The organism is Rhodococcus sp. ARC_M12, assembly GCF_022810385.1.
In the GTDB taxonomy this organism is placed as follows: Bacteria; Actinomycetota; Actinomycetes; order Mycobacteriales; family Mycobacteriaceae; genus Rhodococcoides; species Rhodococcoides navarretei.
This window is the reverse complement of record NZ_JALGQI010000006.1, coordinates 54,026-69,778: the sequence shown is the minus strand read 5'-3', so window position 1 is coordinate 69,778 and position 15,753 is coordinate 54,026. Positions and strand designations below refer to the sequence as shown.

Sequence of the window (15,753 nt, the reverse complement as noted above, 5' to 3'; positions counted from 1 at the left end):
CCCTCCTAGCGCTTGTTCTTGCCGGTACGACGACGACGGACGATGAGCTTGTCGCTCGCCTTGTTCTTGCGGGTACGGCCTTCCGGCTGTCCCCAGGGGCTGACCGGGTGGCGTCCACCGGAGGTCTTGCCCTCGCCGCCACCGTGCGGGTGGTCGACCGGGTTCATCACGACACCACGAACGGTCGGGCGCTTGCCCTTCCAGCGCATGCGGCCGGCCTTGCCCCAGTTGATGTTCGACTGCTCGGCGTTGCCGACCTCGCCGACGGTTGCGCGGCAGCGCACGTCGACGCGACGGATTTCACCGGACGGCATACGCAGCGTGGCGTAGGGGCCTTCCTTGCCGAGGAGCTGAATGCTCGCTCCGGCGGAGCGGGCCATCTTCGCGCCACCACCCGGACGGAGCTCGACCGCGTGAATGGTCGTACCCGTCGGGATGTTGCGCAGGGGCAGGTTGTTGCCGGGCTTGATGTCGGCATTGGCACCCTGCTCGATCGGCGATCCCTGGGCGATGCCCTTGGGTGCGACGATGTAACGCTTCTCGCCGTCTGCGAAGTGCAGCAGTGCGATGTTCGCGGTGCGGTTGGGGTCGTACTCGATGTGAGCGACCTTGGCCGGCACGCCGTCCTTGTCGTTGCGACGGAAATCGATGAGACGGTACGCGCGCTTGTGACCGCCACCCTTGTGCCGGGTGGTGATACGACCGTGTGCGTTACGTCCACCGCGACCGTGCAGCGGGCGGATCAGCGACTTCTCGGGGGTCGAACGCGTGATCTCAGCGAAATCGGAAACGCTGGAGCCACGACGGCCCGGGGTTGTCGGCTTGTATTTACGGATTGCCATGAGTCTTCTCGTCCTCTATATCCGAAGAGTCCCAGTCGCTTACGCGACCGGACCTCCGAAGATCTCGATGGGCTTGCTGTCGGCGGAGAGCGTTACGAGCGCGCGCTTGGTGTCCTTGCGCTTGCCGTAACCGAACCGGGTCCGCTTACGCTTGCCCTGACGGTTCATCGTGTTGACGCTGGTCACGGTGACGTCGAAGATTTTCTCGACGGCAATCTTGATCTGCGTCTTGTTCGAGTCCGGGTGCACCAGGAACGTGTACGTGCCTTCTTCGATCAGCCCGTAGGACTTCTCGGAGATGACCGGTGCCAGCAAGATGTCGCGGGGATCGGCGATCGTGGTCACTTGCTTGCCTCCTCGTTCTTTGCAGGCCCAGCGATGAAGGTGTTCAGCGCTTCCACGCTGAAAACGACATCATCGGCGTTGAGCACGTCGTAGGTGTTGAGCTGGTCGGGTGCAATGGGGTGCACGCCGTCCAGGTTCTGAACGCTCTTCCAGGCTGCGATGTCCTCGCGGCCGACGACGAGCAGGACCTTCTTGCGGTCCGAGATCTCGGCGAGGAACGTCTTGGCACCCTTGGTGGACGGAACCTGTCCGGCAACCAGTTCGGTGATGACGTGCAGACGCTCGCTGCGGGCCCGGTCGGAGAGGGCTCCGCGCAGTGCAGCGGCCTTCATCTTCTTGGGAGTCCGCTGGCTGTAGTCGCGCGGCTGCGGTCCGTGGACCGTGCCACCGCCGACGAACTGCGGAGCGCGGGTCGAGCCCTGGCGGGCGCGGCCGGTGCCCTTCTGCCGGTACGGCTTCTTGCCACCGCCGCGAACCTCGCCACGAGTCTTCGTGGAGTGGGTTCCCTGACGAGCAGCTGCAAGCTGTGCGATGACGACCTGGTGCAGCAGCGCGATGTTCGCCGGTGCGTCGAAGATCTCCGCGGGGAGATCGACGGTGCCGTTGGTCTTGCCGCCGGCTTCCTTGACATCGAGCGTCAGCTTGGTCTCGGTGTTCTTCTCGAGGCTGGTCATGCCCGTGCACCACCCTTCAATGCAGACTTGACGATCACGACGTTGCCGCGACGGCCCGGGATCGCTCCCTTGATCAGCAGCAGACCGTTCTCGCTGTCCACCTTGTGGACCGAGAGGTTCTGCGTCGTGACGCGGTCGCCACCCATACGTCCGGACATGCGCATTCCCTTGAACACGCGACCGGGTGTTGCGCAGCCACCGATGGATCCGGGGCGACGGTGCACGGCCTGTGCGCCGTGGCTCGCTCCCTGGCCCTTGAAGCCGTGACGCTTCATGGTTCCGGCGAAGCCCTTGCCCTTACTGGTGCCGGTGACGTCGACGTATGCGCCGTCCTCGAACACTGCAGCGGTGAGCTCCTGGCCGACCTCGAACTGCGAGGCGTCGGCAACGCGGATCTCCACGATGTGGCGACGCGGGGTGACACCTGCCTTCTCGAACTGGCCGGTGGTGGGCTTGTTCACCTTGCGCGGGTCGATCGCACCGAATGCGACCTGGACGGCGCTGTAGCCGTCACGTTCCTGGGTGCGGATCTGGGTGACCACGTTGGGGCCTGCCTTGATCACGGTCACCGGAACGACGCGGTTGTTCTCGTCGAAGACCTGGGTCATTCCGAGCTTGGTGCCCAGAATTCCTGTCGCAGGCCGGTTCTTGTTATCAGTCATCGTTGTCTCCGCGCTCACTGGATGTTGACGTCGACACTGGCCGGGAGGTCGATGCGCATGAGCGCGTCCACCGTCTTCGGTGTCGGGTCGAGGATGTCAATGAGCCGCTTGTGAGTACGCATCTCGAAGTGTTCGCGCGAGTCCTTGTACTTGTGCGGCGAACGGATGACGCAGTACACGTTCTTCTCTGTCGGCAACGGCACCGGTCCGACGACGCGGGCACCCGTACGGGTGACCGTTTCGACGATCTTGCGCGCTGACGCGTCGATCGCCTCATGGTCGTAGGCCTTGAGCCTGATGCGGATCTTTTGTCCCGCCACGCTTAGTGTCCTTTTCTTGCCGCTTGGTCGTAGAACGGGCCGTTCGGCCTGCTCCACCTCGTCTGCACAGTCCCCGAGCCGGGGGAATCCCTCCGACTCGAACTGCCTTCGTGCACACACGACAGTGAAAAACGTTGACGACCAGGCGTGACCTGTATCCGTTGCCGCTCTTCATCTGTCATGGTTCTCCGGTCCACGCGGTCGGGCGTGTCGCGATTCCGCTCATTCTTCTGCGCTGAAACTTTCGCTTCAACCATCCGAGGAAAACGAAACCCGCACCATCGAGCTGGTGGTCCGGACGCGCTCACGTGGAGCGCTGGTCTCATGTTCTGCTCAGTCGACCCTTCGATCGACTCACCTGGTTCAGGCCGCACGCAAGCGCGTCCCGTGTCCAGGCAACCCGACCAGTATGCCGCAGACCGGGCAACAGATCAACTCGGGCTCCGACTATGGACCCCGACCGATCTTACCGAGCAGTAAGGTAGCGCAATGACCACTGTCGAGCACACGACCGGAGCGACCTATCGCGCCTGGTCGAAGCTACCCAACAACACCGTCGGCTCCACCCTCTTCTCGGTCGGCATGTGCCTGCGGGTTCCCTACTTCGCATCGGTGCTGCCCCGCGTCGTCGCACTCGAGCCGGGCCGCTGCGAGGTCACCGCGCCGAAATGGTTCGGTATTCGAAACCACCTCGGCACGTTCCACGCCATCGCTGCCTGCAATCTCGCCGAGGTCGCCATGGGCATGCTCGCCGAAGCGACCGTACCGACCTCGCACCGATGGATTCCGAAGTCCATGAACGTTCAGTACCTGACGAAGGCCACCACTTCGCTGCGCGCCGTCGCCGAACTCGACGAGATCCCCGATTTCGGGACTATCACCGATGGAATCGACATCGTCGTGCCCGTCGCGATCCGCGACACCGCAGGCATCGAGGTGGTGCACGCAGACATCACGATCTGGGTGTCCGCTGCGTCCCGTTGACATACTCGACCGATGAACACGGTGACGGGATCGGAGCACGACAACTCGGCAGTGGTGGTCGGCGGGGCGGGAGCTGTCGGTCGTCTGATGGCCGACCTGCTGCGCGGCGACGGCATCCCCGTCACGATCGTGGACATACAGGCCCGTCCCGACGCCACGTCGCCCATCACGGTCGGCAACATCATCGATCCCGACGACCAGCTCGCCTCGGTGCTCGCGGCAGCAGCCACGGTGATTCTGGCGGTGCCGGAATCGGTGGCGCTGGCAGCCGACCTGTCCGCTGTGCGCCCGGACGCCGTGCTGGTGGAAACCTTGTCGGTCAAGTCCGGCTTCGCCCGCCACCTGGACGAGACCGATCGACTCGGCTCCATCGTGGGGATCAATCCCATGTTCGCCCCCTCGCTGGGGATGACCGGACGCCCGGTGGCCGCCGTCGTGCATCGCCAGGGACCACCGGTTGACGCCTTCCTGGAAAGCATCTCGCGATGGGGTGGCCGAGTGGTCGTTCTCGACGCCGAACGCCACGATCGCCTCGCCGCAGCGACGCAGGCTCTGACGCATGCCAGCGTCCTGGCGTTCGGCCTGGCGCTGGCCGAACTGAACCTCCCGTTCGTCGACATAGACGCCGTCGCGCCTCCCCCGCACACGACGATGCTCGCCGTGCTCTCTCGCATCACCGGCGGGGAACCCGAGGTCTACTGGGATGTCCAGGCCGGCAACCCTCACGCCGCCGAGGCCAGATCCGCCCTGCATCGTGCGACGCAGACGGTGAGCGAGACGGTCGACTCGGGGTCCGAGGCCGAGTTCGCTCGACTCCTCACGCAAGCGGAGTCCGCGCTGGGCGGGAGCGCCGATCGGTATCGAGCCGTGTGTGCAGAGATGTTCGGTATCGTTCGAGGCACCGGTGGTAATCGATGACCACGGATCGTCCGGACGCAGGTTCGGTTCACGAGGAGGCGAGGCACACGATGTTGGAACAGCCGTCGTTGCCGGAGTTCGACTCCGACGATGTCGTGGAGAGTGCGGTCGTCGCACGGTTGGCGAAGAACTGGGCGCAACGCGCAACGGTGAAGAAGCCCGAACCCGAGCTGGACGATCTGTTCGATACGGCCAAGCAGGATTTTCCCGACGCCCTCATCCCCTTCGGCGAACACGACACTTTCACCGGCGCGACCCCCGAGCAGCAGGATCGATTGCGCGCGTGGGGCTGGATCGCATTCAACAAGAATGTGATGGACGTCGAGCAGCACGTCGTCCACCCCGGGTTCGCACTTCTGGCCCAGGACGTCTTCGAGACCGGCATGGGCGACACCCTTGCCGTCGCGGTGACCCAGGCGATGGTCGACGAGCAGTACCACACGCTGATGCACCTCAATGCGAGCGCAGCGACCCGCCGCGGGCGAGGCTGGGCCCTCTCCGAGCGGTCCCTGCCCTTCAGCTCCACCGTTCGCCGGCAGCGCACGGCACAGGCGAACAGCGATGACGCCTGGTCGGCTGCGATCAGCTCGCTCGCCTTCATGACGGTCGCCGAGATCTCGATCACGTCCTACCTGGACCTGATCGAGGACGACGACGTCATCCAGCCCATCAATCGGGCGACCGTCAAGCTGCACAACCGCGACGAGTACTGCCATGCGTCGATTGCCGACGACATGGCCGCGATCGTCTTCGACCGACTCGGAGCGGACGACCGCCAGAAGTTCCTGGACGGTCTGGTCGATGGCATGGATGCGTTCTCGAGCAGCGACTTCTCCACCTGGGGGCGCATTCTCGAACTCGAGGGCGTGCGCGGTGCCGACGCGATGCTCGCGGACGTCGAGCAGGACAAGAGCCGCCGTGCACTCGTTCAGGACTACAGCGGGTTGCGGTCGCTGTGCCGAAAACTCGACGTCGAGGACAGCATCGATATCGACTGGGGTTGACAGCCGAGGTCACCCGGCCCTGACCCGCAGGTAACATTTCCGGGGAATTCCGGTATCAACCAGTGGCCCTCGACCCATGGGTCCGGTCCCACCATCCGTCCCAACAGCTCGGAGATTCGATGTCGTCAGCTCAACACGCAGCCGTACACGTGGAGGACGTTCACAAGTCCTTCGGTGATGTGCATGCGCTGCGCGGCATCAGCTTCTCCGCCGAGCGAGGGACCGTACTGGGCATTCTCGGCCCCAACGGTGCAGGCAAGACCACCACCGTCAAGGTGCTCTCGACCCTGATCGCACCGGACAGCGGCAGAGCCTTCGTCGCCGGCCACGACGTGGCTGCCGATGCCCCGGCAGTGCGGCGCTCGATCATGATGACCGGGCAGTACGCAGCGCTCGACGACACCCTGTCCGGTCGCGAGAACATCGAACTCTTCGGCCGCCTGATGGGCCTGGACAAGAAGGCAGCCAAGGCCCGCGCCAAAGCACTGCTCGACGAGTTCGACCTGTCCGATACCGGCAAACGGCCCGTACGTGGGTACTCGGGCGGCATGCGCCGACGCATCGACATCGCCTGCGGTCTGGTCGTGAGGCCGGAAGTCGTATTCCTGGACGAGCCGACCACCGGCCTCGATCCCCGCAGCAGGCAGGGTGTGTGGTCGTTGGTCGAGGCACTCAAGGCCCAGGGAATCACCGTGCTGTTGACGACGCAGTATCTCGAAGAGGCCGACGTCCTCAGCGACAACATCATCGTCATCGACAAGGGCACCGTGATCGCCGAGGGCACGTCGGATCAGCTCAAGGCCATGACCGGTGGCAGCTACTGCGAGGTGGTTCCTCTCGATCCCGGGCAGCTGCGCGCGGCCGCCGAAGCATTGGGCGACATGGTCCCACCTGCGGTGCACGCCGAGATCACCGCGGCCTCCGACCGACTGTCCGTGCCCGCACCCGACGGCGCTGCGACTCTGTCGGAGATCCTGCGGCGTATCGACGCACAGGGCATCGTGTTGGCCGACATCGCGCTGCGGCGCCCGTCGCTCGACGACGTGTTTCTCACCCTGACCGGCCACTCACAGACGAGTTCGAGCTCGTGACGGCCACTACGCGAGGCGTCCCCAAGACGCAGGCACGGGTCGTGGAGCGCACCGGTGCCGGGTCGACGACTCAGCAGCCGAAACGGCGATCGAGAACGAGACCGTCGGGCTTCGTGCAGTGGCAGGCCCTCACCGGCCGTGCCCTCTGGACCATGCTGACCAAGGGCGAGTTGCTGATCGCGGTCATCGCCCCGCTGATCTTCACCATCGGCTTCTACCTGCCGTTGAAATTCGTGATGGGCCTGCAGGGCATCAACTACGCGCAGTTCCTGATGCCGATCATCGTGCTCCAGGCCATGGCGTTCACCGCTATCTCCGCCGCGCAGAGGGCATCGACGGAGGCTATGAGTGGACTGAATTCTCGTTTGAAGACGATGCCCGTCGTACGCGGTGTCCCACTGGTGTCACGAATCTCGAGCGGAGTCGTCCGCTCGCTGGTGTCCCTCGTATCCGCCCTCGGTTTCGGTTATGTCATCGGTTTTCGCTTCACTGCAGGATTCGGTCAGGCCCTGTTGTTCTGTGCACTCGCCATGCTGATCAGCACCACGTTGTCGATCGGTGCCGATGCGATCGGGACGCTGTCCAAGAGTCCCGAAGCAACCAGCCAGGTACTGACCCTCCCCCAGCTCATTCTCGGTATGGCCTCGTGCGGGTTCGTTCCGGAAACTGGTTTCCCAGAACTCATCCGACCGTTCGTACGCAATCAACCGATTTCGCAGTTCTCCTTCGCGATGCGCGACATGGCCGAAGGCGGAGTCAGCTTTCAAGTGTTGTGGCCGTCGCTCGCGTGGGTGGCCGGCTTGATTCTGTTCTTCGTACCGCTCGCCATCTGGGCGAGCTCCAGGCCGGAATGACGAGGCCGAGATGACGATGTCAGAAGCGTCGGTGAACACCGCGCGCGTTTCCAACTTGACCTTTCCCGAGCCCAATATGGCCCTCCGAGAAGGGTCGATCCGTGCGCTCTGGACCCACAGTCTGATCCAGGCCAAGCGCCTGTTGATGCGATGGATGCGCGATCCGTCGACGATGATCCAAGCGTTGCTGTACCCCGCGCTGATGTTGGTCATGTTCCGCGTCGTGCTCGGCAACTCGATTTCCGCAGCCACCGGATCGCCGGCGATCTACGGTCAGGTGCCGATGATCGCCCTGGTCGGAGCCATGTTCGGATCGATCGTCAGCGCTGTCGGTCTCAAGGGCGAACGTAAATCGGGTTTGCTGTCACGGTTCTGGACGACACCCACGCACCGGGCCGCCGGTCTGCTGGGCAGGATGATCGCCGAAGCCGTCCGGGTGCTCGTCACCACCATCGTCATCACCTGCGCCGGTGTGGCACTGGGGTTCAGGTTCACCCAGGGAGTTCCAGCCGGCATTTTGTTGATCTTGTTGCCCGTCGTATTCGGTATCGGGTTCGCGGTGATGATCACATTCCTGGCCACTGTCGCCGGTGATGCACCCCTGGTCGAGGTCGTGTCGATCTTCGCGACGCTGCTCATGTTCTTCAACGCCGGCTTCGTACCCGTGCTCGCGTATCCGCCGTGGCTTCAACCGGTCGTCGGGGCCCAGCCGATGTCAGTCGCGGTCAATGCAATGCGAAACCTGGCAATGGGTGGTCCGGTCCTGACACCGGTGTTGCAAACACTTGCGTGGTCACTGGGAATGGCCGTTGTGTTTCTGATCCCGGCCATCCGCGGTTACAAGAAGGCATCGTCCAGCGGCTGATCCCCGTGCGTGTGCAGCTCGGCCCAGTGCACGGTTCCCTCGGCAAGACCGTTCGAGGCCTGGAATTTCCCCGGTGATGTCCGACACACCCACTGGCTCCTCGGCTCGGCCGGAGTGCACTCTTGACCCACGTGCGTGTAACGAATGGATGACCGATGTTACGGTCGACAGCACGGACCAGCCGGAACCGGCGGTCCCGTTCCACGCCTTCACACGAGATCGAGGCCATGTCGAAGACGCTTACCCGAGTGCTGCCCGCGGCGGTTGCCGCTGCCGTAGCCGGTGCCCTGTGCCTGACCGGGGCCGGAACGGCGACCGCTGCGCCCTCCCCCGCCGGTACGTCGGTGTCGACCACTCCCGTACTGGAGGGGGCCAACGACTTCGGGTGCGTTCCCAGTGCGGCCCATCCCCGTCCGGTCGTACTCGTGCACGGAACCAAGATGGACGCGTCGACGTGGAAGTCGCTCGCTCCGCAGTTGAAGAGTGAGGGGTACTGCGTCTTCGCCCCCAACTACGGCGGCGTCTCGCTTCTGTTCGATCCGAACACGACCGTGTGGGGTTCGGGCGACATTGCCGAGTCGGGACGTCAGATCGGCCGGTTCGTCGACGAAGTACTTGCGGCCACCGGTGCCGAACAGGTCGATCTCGTCGGCCATTCACAGGGTGGCACATCTTCGCGCCAGTACATGAAGTTCGACGGCGGTACAGATCCACAGGATCCGGCCCGAAACAAGGTACACACTCTGGTCACCCTCGGCGCGACCAACCACGGCACCACGTTCGGCGGTTTGCAGCAGCTCACCGAGTTGATCACCTCCCTCGGTCTCCCCGGTGACGCGCTCACCCCGTTGATCTACAACATGGCCGGTGCACAGCAGTTGGTCGGCTCTACGACGTTGACGAGTCTTAACGATGGCGGAGACGTTCAACCAGGAGTCGAGTACACCGTCATCGCCACCCGCAACGACACGGTATCGACGCCGCCCGGAAACACCTTCCTCCGGTCCGGCGACCCGTCGGTGGTGCACAACGTGTGGGTTCAGGACGTATGCCCGGCCGCAACGACCTCGCACATCGGCCTCGTCACCGATCCGGCCCCGCTGTACATGGTCCAATCGGCACTCGATCCCGACTTCGCTGCCTCGACACCGGCACCCTGCTGAGTTCGACCCAATAGTTCGACTGGGGCCTCACGACGTCACGTCGTGAGGCCCCAGTCGTCTTCTACGGCTACCGGTCCAACTCGGACTGCAACACGGGTCCGATCTCCGCGAGCGCAGACTGCGAGGCCATCTGCCAGTGCGTGGAATGCACCGGGACGACCGTGACGCCCTCGCTGACCGACCCGGCCCACGTCGACGCCGCCACGCTTCCTGTCGGATCGTCGACGACCGACGCGAAGAGAACCGACCGCCCGAGAAACAGCTGGGGTACATACGCTTCCATCAGCACGGCCGAGCGGGCGATCCCGTCGAGCATCCCGGCGACCCGTTCGCGAGATATCGCATCGAACGGTGCAGGCATCGACGCCAACAGTTCCGCCGCAGAATCGATCGTGAGCTCGCCGATCTCGATATCGGAGGCTGCACCGAGACCCAGGCCGCCGAGCATCTCACCGGCCGACACGGGACGGTCCACGAGGTGGTCGGTCCTGCCCGCGACGAACGAATCCATCATGGCCAGTGTCGCTACCGACTCGCCGTCACGCTGCAGTTGCACAGCCATGGCGTGAGCGATCGATCCGCCCATCGACCAGCCGAGCAGGTGGTACGGGCCGGACGGCTGCACGGTGCGAATCCTGTCCACGAACAGGGCTGCCCACTGCTCGATCGATTCCGGTAGGGGTTCGGCTCCGGAGAGGGCAGGAGACTGCAACCCATAGATCGGACGGTCGTCGCCGAGGTACGCCGACAGTCCGCCGAAGGCCCAGGACAGACCAACGATGGGATGGATGCAGAACAGCGGTGAAGAGGAACCACCGATCCGGAGGGGAATGAGTGTCTCGAGCCCGCTGGATTCGGTCCCCTCGCCCGGCGACGCTGTCGCTGCCGTGACCCGCTCGGCGAGCGAGGCCACCGACGCATCGACGAACAACCAGTTCAACGGTATCGGCCCCCCGCCCACAGCTGCACGGATCTCGGATACCAGCTTCACCGCCAGCAACGAGTTGCCGCCGAGCGCGAAGAAGTCGTCGTCGAGCCCCACCCGCTCGACACCCAGCACCTCGGCGAACACTGCGGCGACCGTTTCCTCGACCGCTGTCTGTGGTGCTTTGAACTCGCGGGTCTCGAATTCCGGGGCCGGCAGCGCCCGACGGTCCAGCTTTCCCGCCGCATTGAGCGGGAGCGTGTCCAGAACCACGAACGCCGACGGCACCATGTACGACGGCACCGCCGACCCCAACTCCGACCGCACCGTCTCGACGTCGACATCTGCCCCTACCGCAGGCACCACGTACGCCGCCAACGACTCCCCCACCGACAACTGCGCCACCATCACAACGGCCTGACTCACCGACGACAACGCGGTCAACGCCGTCTCGATCTCCCCCAACTCGATCCGCTGCCCACGGAACTTGACCTGGAAATCGGTTCTACCGATGTATTCGAGTCGACCGGCATCCATCGACCATCGCACCAGATCACCGGTGCGATACATCCGCGCTCCCGCATCACCGAACGGATCGGCAACGAAACGCTCCGACGACAGATCCGGCCGCGCAACGTAACCGCGAGCCAACTGCACCCCGGACAGATAGAGCTCACCCGGCACACCGACAGGAACCGGATGCAATCGCGAATCCAGAACGTACACAGAGGTATTCCACTCCGGCACACCGACAGACACCGAACCGTCGACCGTGGCGTCCTCGGACACATCGCGGTAGGTGACACTCACCGCGGCCTCGGTCGGACCGTACAAATTGTGCACCCGAGCATTCGACACGGCCCGGCATGCAACCACGGTCCGCGCGGGCAACGCCTCACCGATCACGAAAATATGCCGAAGCGAAGAAATTGACTGCGCAGCAACCGATTCGGCAAACACCGTCAACATGGACGGCACGAAGTCCGTGACGGTCACACCGTACCGCGAGATATCGGCAGCAACGGCTTCCACATCGCGTTGCGCTCCGGGAGCCGCAACGATCAGCCGACCACCGGTACGCAGCGGCAGGAAGAACCCCCACAACGAGACATCGAACGTCGTCGCCGTCTTCTGCAGATACACATCCGACGCGTCGAGTCCGTACTCGTTCGCCATCCAGGCCAGCTGATTGACGATGGCGCGGTGTTCCACCGCCACACCCTTGGGACGACCGGTCGACCCCGACGTGAACAACACGTACGCCAGGTCGTCCCCGGAGGCGCGCGGAAACACCACCGACCCGGACGGCTCCGGCGGATCGGTGATGTCGACGACCGGAATCGCTGTGCCCGTATCGAATTCGTCCCGCGCCGTCGACAGAACGACAACCGGCGACGCCGTGTCGAGAATGTAGTCGTTGCGCTCGGCCGGCTGATCCGGATCCACCGGCACATACGCCGCACCGGACCGAAGCACGGCATACATCCCGACCACCAACTCGACGGAACGACGCATCGCGAGCCCCACCAACACACCGGGCCCGGCACCGTGCTCATGCAACAGCTGCGCAGTCGTATCCACCCGGTCCGAGAACTCCCGATACGTCAACGAGCGGTCACCGAACACCAACGCCACCGCATCCGGCGAATCGGCCACCACTCGGTCGAAACCGTCCAACAGCACCTCACCCGTAGCGGCCGCGGAAACCCGAGTGTCGTTGACCACCGACACCAGCCGATCACGCTCACCGGAATCGAGTACATCGATATCACCGACCGCGAGGTCGGGTCGCGCGGTCACCGTGTCGAGAACGGTCACCAGCCGCCGCGCGAACGATGTCATGGTCGACTCGTCGAACAGATCCGTCGCGTACATCAACTCTCCGACCAGACCTGCGTCCCCGCCCAGCTCGGTGAACGTCACCTGCAGGTCGAACTTCGCCGATGCCGCGCCGGAACCGAACGCCTCGACGCTGAGATCGGGCAGCTCGAACGAACCTTGGGAGAAGTTCTGGAAGAAGAGTGCAACCTGGACCAATGGGTGTCGTCCCTGCGACCGCACAGGATCGAGTACCTCGACCAGACGCTCGAAGGGAACGTCGACGTTGTCGAAGGCCTCGAGGTCGGCCGTGCGCACCGTGTCGAGAACCTCGGTGAACGAGGCACCGGAGTCGACGACGGTTCGGAGCACCACGGTGTTGACGAACATGCCCACCAGATCGTCGAGCCGCGCGTCACCGCGGCCACCCACCGGCGCTCCAACGGCAATGTCGGCCGTACCCGACAGTGTCGCCAGCAGCACGGCCAGCGCGGCGTGCACAACCATGAACGGGGTCGCCTCGCTCGTGCGGGCGCACTCGAGCACCCGGGCATGCAGCTCGGGGTCGATTCCGAACGGCACCACCGCTCCTCGACCCGACGCGACCCGCGGTCGCGGCCGGTCGGAGGGAAGCTCCAGCTGCTCGGGTAGGGCGTCGAGCGCGTGCTGCCAGTAACGAATCTGATTGCTGGCGACGGACTTCGGGTCCGATTCGGAACCCAGCATGTCGAGTTGCCACAGCGTGTAGTCGACGTACTGCACCGGCAGCGGCGTCCACTGCGGTACCGAACCCGTGCGTCGCGCAAGGTATGCCGTCATGACGTCGCGAGACAGCGGAGCCATCGACAGACCGTCGGCCGAGATGTGGTGTGCCACGAAGGCGAGTACGTACTCCGGCGCAGAACCGGCGGGGTCGGTGATCTCGAACAGCCGGACGCGGAACGGAATCTCGACCGTGACGTCGAAGCCCATGGTGAAGAACGTCGTGACGCTGTCGAGAGCGCTCTCGCGGGCGACGGGCACCACGGCCATGTCGACCTGCGCATCGGCCCGGTCGAGCACCTGCTGATATCCACTGCCGTCGATCTCGGGGTAGACGGTGCGCAGCGATTCGTGACGGCCCACCACATCGAATACGGCGGCCTGCAGCGCATCGACGTCGAGTGGACCGCGCAGCAGCAACGCGACCGGCACGTTGTTGAGCGCCGAGGCGGTGTCGAGTCGGTTCAGGAACCACATGCGTTGCTGAGCGGACGACAGTGGAATGTGTTGCGGCCGCTCCCTCGAAGCATCGAGCTGGGCCCGAACCGGAGCGTCTGCCGAGGCGACGGTGTTCGCCAGCGCTTCCACAGTGGACGACTCGAACACCGAACGCGCCGGTACGTGCACGTTCAGGGCCGCACCCAGCCGAGCCGCGAGTTTGGTGGCGATCAACGAATTGCCGCCGAGCGCGAAGAAGTCGTCGTCCAGACCGACCCGTTCGACCCCGAGCAACTCGACGAAGATGTCGGCTACCGCCTGCTCCACGCCGGTCGACGGAGCGCGGAACTCCGCGACCTCGAACACCGGCTCCGGCAACGCATCTCGATCGAGCTTGCCGGTGGGAGTCAGCGGTATAGAACCGATCACGGTGACCACCGACGGCACCATGTGTGCAGGCAGGCTGCGTCCGGCCGCGGCGAGCAGTTGGTCGACGTCGAGTTCGACCCCTGTCGCCGGCAGCACGTACGCCGCGAGAACCGTTGCTCCCGTGGCGCTCCGGTAGCCGAGCGTCGCTGCGAACTCCACACCGTCGAGTGCGGCCAGAACCGCGTCGATCTCGCCCAGCTCGATCCGGAACCCCCGAATTTGGACCTGAAAGTCGTTGCGGCCCATGTATTCGATCACGCGTCCGGACGCCCCGTCCCGCCACCGCACGAGGTCACCGGTTCGGTACAGCCGGGCCTGATTCGAGTCACCCTCCCCTGCGTACGGGTTCGCGACGAAGCGTGCTGCCGTCAGCCCGAATCGACGATGGTAGCCACGGGCCAGGCCCGCCCCGGTGAGATACAGCTCGCCCGGGACACCAGCAGGGACCTGGCGGAGCCGGTCGTCGAGAACGTGATAACCCATCTCCCTGGTGGACGGCCCGAGCAGCACTGCCTCGCCTGCGTTCAGCGGTTGCGAGATGTTGCACACCATGGACGCTTCGGTGGGCCCGTAGACGTTGTGGAACCTGCGGCCGGTGGCCCATTTCGACATGAGTTCCGACGAGAAGGCCTCACCGCCGACTGCCAGCACTCGCAGTTCGGGTACATCGGCCGGGTCGAGCGACGCCAGCGCCGCCGGGGTGATGAACGCATGAGTGACGCGGTGGCGTCGTAGCACCTCGCCCAGATCGGCACCACCGTAGACACCCGGTTCGATGATGACCATGGTCGAACCGGCTCCGACTGCCATCAGCAGTTCGAGAACGGAGGCATCGAAGCTGGGGGACGCGAAATGCAGTGTGCGAGAATCGGAGTCCAGACCGTAGGTCTCGACCTGTGTGGCAGCCAGTGGTGCCAGGCCCGCCTGGGAGACGGCAACGCCCTTCGGCAGCCCCGTCGAGCCCGAGGTGTAGATGACGTATGCGAGGTCGGTCGTGCGGATCGGTGCGCGTCTGTCTTCCGCGACGACCGAACTGTCCGAGAGCCGACTCAGTTCTTTCTGGGTGTCCGATGCATCGAGCGCGATCCACGACACCGCACTCGGCATGGCGGCCTCGAACTGCGCTGCCGTGACACCCATACGGACACCCGAGTCGGCGGCCATGTGTTCGATGCGCGCAGCCGGGTAGTTGGGGTCGATCGGCACGAATGCGGCTCCGGTCTTGGCCACCGCCCACACCGCCATGACCGATTCGATCGATCGAGTCAGCGCCAGCGCCACGAAGTCTCCTGGCCCGACCCCGCGAGAGAGCAACAGACGGGCCAGCCGAGACGATCGGGAATCGATCTCCCGATACGTCACCGACCTGTCCCCGAATTCGGCCGCGATGCCATCCGGGTTCTTCTCCACCGCCGCCGCCAGCAGCGTCGACAGCGAAACGGTACGGGCGGGCCGAGTACGCGTCGGCCGAGATCGGGTAGGTCGGGGGCGGGTCGGTCTGCCGCCCACTCGACCGCCGGACTCGGACGGTGTGCCGGTCGATCCATCCGCACTCATCTTAAGCAATGACTCCTCACCAGTGTTGCGCCGCACCGTCGACTGTGGGGGTGACCACCGGTCACCCCTCACAGTCGAATCGTTCACGCAGTGGTCGGCGTT

Annotated in this window: 13 protein-coding genes; 7 read left to right on the top strand and 6 right to left on the bottom strand. The window is 64.7% G+C overall.

The features are described from left to right. Nucleotides 1-5: 5 nt before the first annotated feature. From rplB to rpsJ, 5 genes are read right to left on the bottom strand one after another with little or no spacing between them, the layout of a single operon-like run. On the bottom strand, nucleotides 6-842 hold the full coding sequence (gene rplB / locus MTX35_RS09405; RefSeq protein ID WP_008718311.1) for a 50S ribosomal protein L2: 837 nt from the start codon (nucleotides 840-842) through the stop codon (nucleotides 6-8). 39 nt (nucleotides 843-881) lie between these two features. Further along, nucleotides 882-1,187 (bottom strand): 50S ribosomal protein L23, encoded by a 306-nt coding sequence (gene rplW / locus MTX35_RS09400; RefSeq protein ID WP_027496310.1) that lies wholly within the window; start codon nucleotides 1,185-1,187, stop codon nucleotides 882-884. Then, the gene (gene rplD / locus MTX35_RS09395) at nucleotides 1,184-1,861 is read right to left on the bottom strand and encodes a 50S ribosomal protein L4 (protein ID WP_008718317.1); all 678 of its coding nucleotides are present in this window, start codon (nucleotides 1,859-1,861) and stop codon (nucleotides 1,184-1,186) included. The genes rplW and rplD overlap by 4 nt, the downstream gene beginning before the upstream one ends. Continuing rightward, nucleotides 1,858-2,523, bottom strand: coding sequence for a 50S ribosomal protein L3 (gene rplC / locus MTX35_RS09390; protein ID WP_027496309.1), 666 nt, complete (start codon nucleotides 2,521-2,523; stop codon nucleotides 1,858-1,860). Before rplC ends, rplD begins: the two co-directional genes overlap by 4 nt. Before the next feature lie 14 nt (nucleotides 2,524-2,537). Beyond that, the gene (gene rpsJ / locus MTX35_RS09385; protein ID WP_003938093.1) at nucleotides 2,538-2,843 is read right to left on the bottom strand and encodes a 30S ribosomal protein S10; all 306 of its coding nucleotides are present in this window, start codon (nucleotides 2,841-2,843) and stop codon (nucleotides 2,538-2,540) included. A gap of 489 nt (nucleotides 2,844-3,332) precedes the next feature. Between rpsJ and MTX35_RS09380 the strand changes: the two genes are divergently transcribed. The 7 genes from MTX35_RS09380 to MTX35_RS09350 all read left to right on the top strand — a co-directional run bounded on the left by MTX35_RS09380 (nucleotide 3,333) and on the right by MTX35_RS09350 (nucleotide 9,722). After that, nucleotides 3,333-3,827: a hotdog fold domain-containing protein gene (locus MTX35_RS09380; protein ID WP_243594725.1), complete on the top strand. Its 495-nt coding sequence runs from the start codon at nucleotides 3,333-3,335 to the stop codon at nucleotides 3,825-3,827. Between the two features lie 12 nt (nucleotides 3,828-3,839). Next, nucleotides 3,840-4,745 carry a prephenate dehydrogenase dimerization domain-containing protein gene (locus tag MTX35_RS09375; RefSeq protein WP_243594724.1) on the top strand — a complete coding sequence of 302 codons (906 nt, stop codon included), beginning with the start codon at nucleotides 3,840-3,842 and terminating at the stop codon, nucleotides 4,743-4,745. A 50-nt stretch (nucleotides 4,746-4,795) separates the two neighbouring features. Continuing rightward, complete coding sequence (locus tag MTX35_RS09370; RefSeq protein ID WP_243594877.1) at nucleotides 4,796-5,749, top strand: diiron oxygenase; 954 nt, start codon at nucleotides 4,796-4,798, stop codon at nucleotides 5,747-5,749. 119 nt (nucleotides 5,750-5,868) lie between these two features. Further along, entirely contained in the window at nucleotides 5,869-6,840 is a 972-nt protein-coding gene (locus MTX35_RS09365; protein WP_243594723.1) for an ATP-binding cassette domain-containing protein, read from the top strand. Then, complete coding sequence (locus MTX35_RS09360; RefSeq protein WP_243594722.1) at nucleotides 6,837-7,694, top strand: ABC transporter permease; 858 nt, start codon at nucleotides 6,837-6,839, stop codon at nucleotides 7,692-7,694. Before MTX35_RS09365 ends, MTX35_RS09360 begins: the two co-directional genes overlap by 4 nt. Nucleotides 7,695-7,704: 10 nt before the next feature. Continuing rightward, complete coding sequence (locus tag MTX35_RS09355) at nucleotides 7,705-8,559, top strand: ABC transporter permease (protein WP_243594721.1); 855 nt, start codon at nucleotides 7,705-7,707, stop codon at nucleotides 8,557-8,559. Between the two features lie 227 nt (nucleotides 8,560-8,786). Beyond that, nucleotides 8,787-9,722, top strand: a complete 936-nt coding sequence (locus tag MTX35_RS09350; protein ID WP_243594720.1) for a triacylglycerol lipase — start codon at nucleotides 8,787-8,789, stop codon at nucleotides 9,720-9,722. Between the two features lie 67 nt (nucleotides 9,723-9,789). Here the strand turns inward: MTX35_RS09350 and MTX35_RS09345 are convergent, their stop codons facing one another. Continuing rightward, the gene (locus MTX35_RS09345) at nucleotides 9,790-15,651 is read right to left on the bottom strand and encodes a non-ribosomal peptide synthetase (RefSeq protein ID WP_243594719.1); all 5,862 of its coding nucleotides are present in this window, start codon (nucleotides 15,649-15,651) and stop codon (nucleotides 9,790-9,792) included. Nucleotides 15,652-15,753: the final 102 nt, after the last annotated feature.

What these genes read in the sequence shown, in the direction of transcription:
- rplB (WP_008718311.1), bottom strand. Translation starts at nt 842, where the DNA reads ATGGCAATCCGTAAATACAAGCCGACAACCCCGGGCCGTCGTGGCTCC.
- rplD (WP_008718317.1), bottom strand. Translation starts at nt 1,861, where the DNA reads ATGACCAGCCTCGAGAAGAACACCGAGACCAAGCTGACGCTCGATGTC.
- rplC (WP_027496309.1), bottom strand. Translation starts at nt 2,523, where the DNA reads ATGACTGATAACAAGAACCGGCCTGCGACAGGAATTCTGGGCACCAAG.
- MTX35_RS09380 (WP_243594725.1), top strand. Translation starts at nt 3,333, where the DNA reads ATGACCACTGTCGAGCACACGACCGGAGCGACCTATCGCGCCTGGTCG.
- MTX35_RS09375 (WP_243594724.1), top strand. Translation starts at nt 3,840, where the DNA reads ATGAACACGGTGACGGGATCGGAGCACGACAACTCGGCAGTGGTGGTC.
- MTX35_RS09370 (WP_243594877.1), top strand. Translation starts at nt 4,796, where the DNA reads ATGTTGGAACAGCCGTCGTTGCCGGAGTTCGACTCCGACGATGTCGTG.
- MTX35_RS09365 (WP_243594723.1), top strand. Translation starts at nt 5,869, where the DNA reads ATGTCGTCAGCTCAACACGCAGCCGTACACGTGGAGGACGTTCACAAG.
- MTX35_RS09355 (WP_243594721.1), top strand. Translation starts at nt 7,705, where the DNA reads ATGACGATGTCAGAAGCGTCGGTGAACACCGCGCGCGTTTCCAACTTG.
- MTX35_RS09350 (WP_243594720.1), top strand. Translation starts at nt 8,787, where the DNA reads ATGTCGAAGACGCTTACCCGAGTGCTGCCCGCGGCGGTTGCCGCTGCC.
- MTX35_RS09345 (WP_243594719.1), bottom strand. Translation starts at nt 15,651, where the DNA reads ATGAGTGCGGATGGATCGACCGGCACACCGTCCGAGTCCGGCGGTCGA.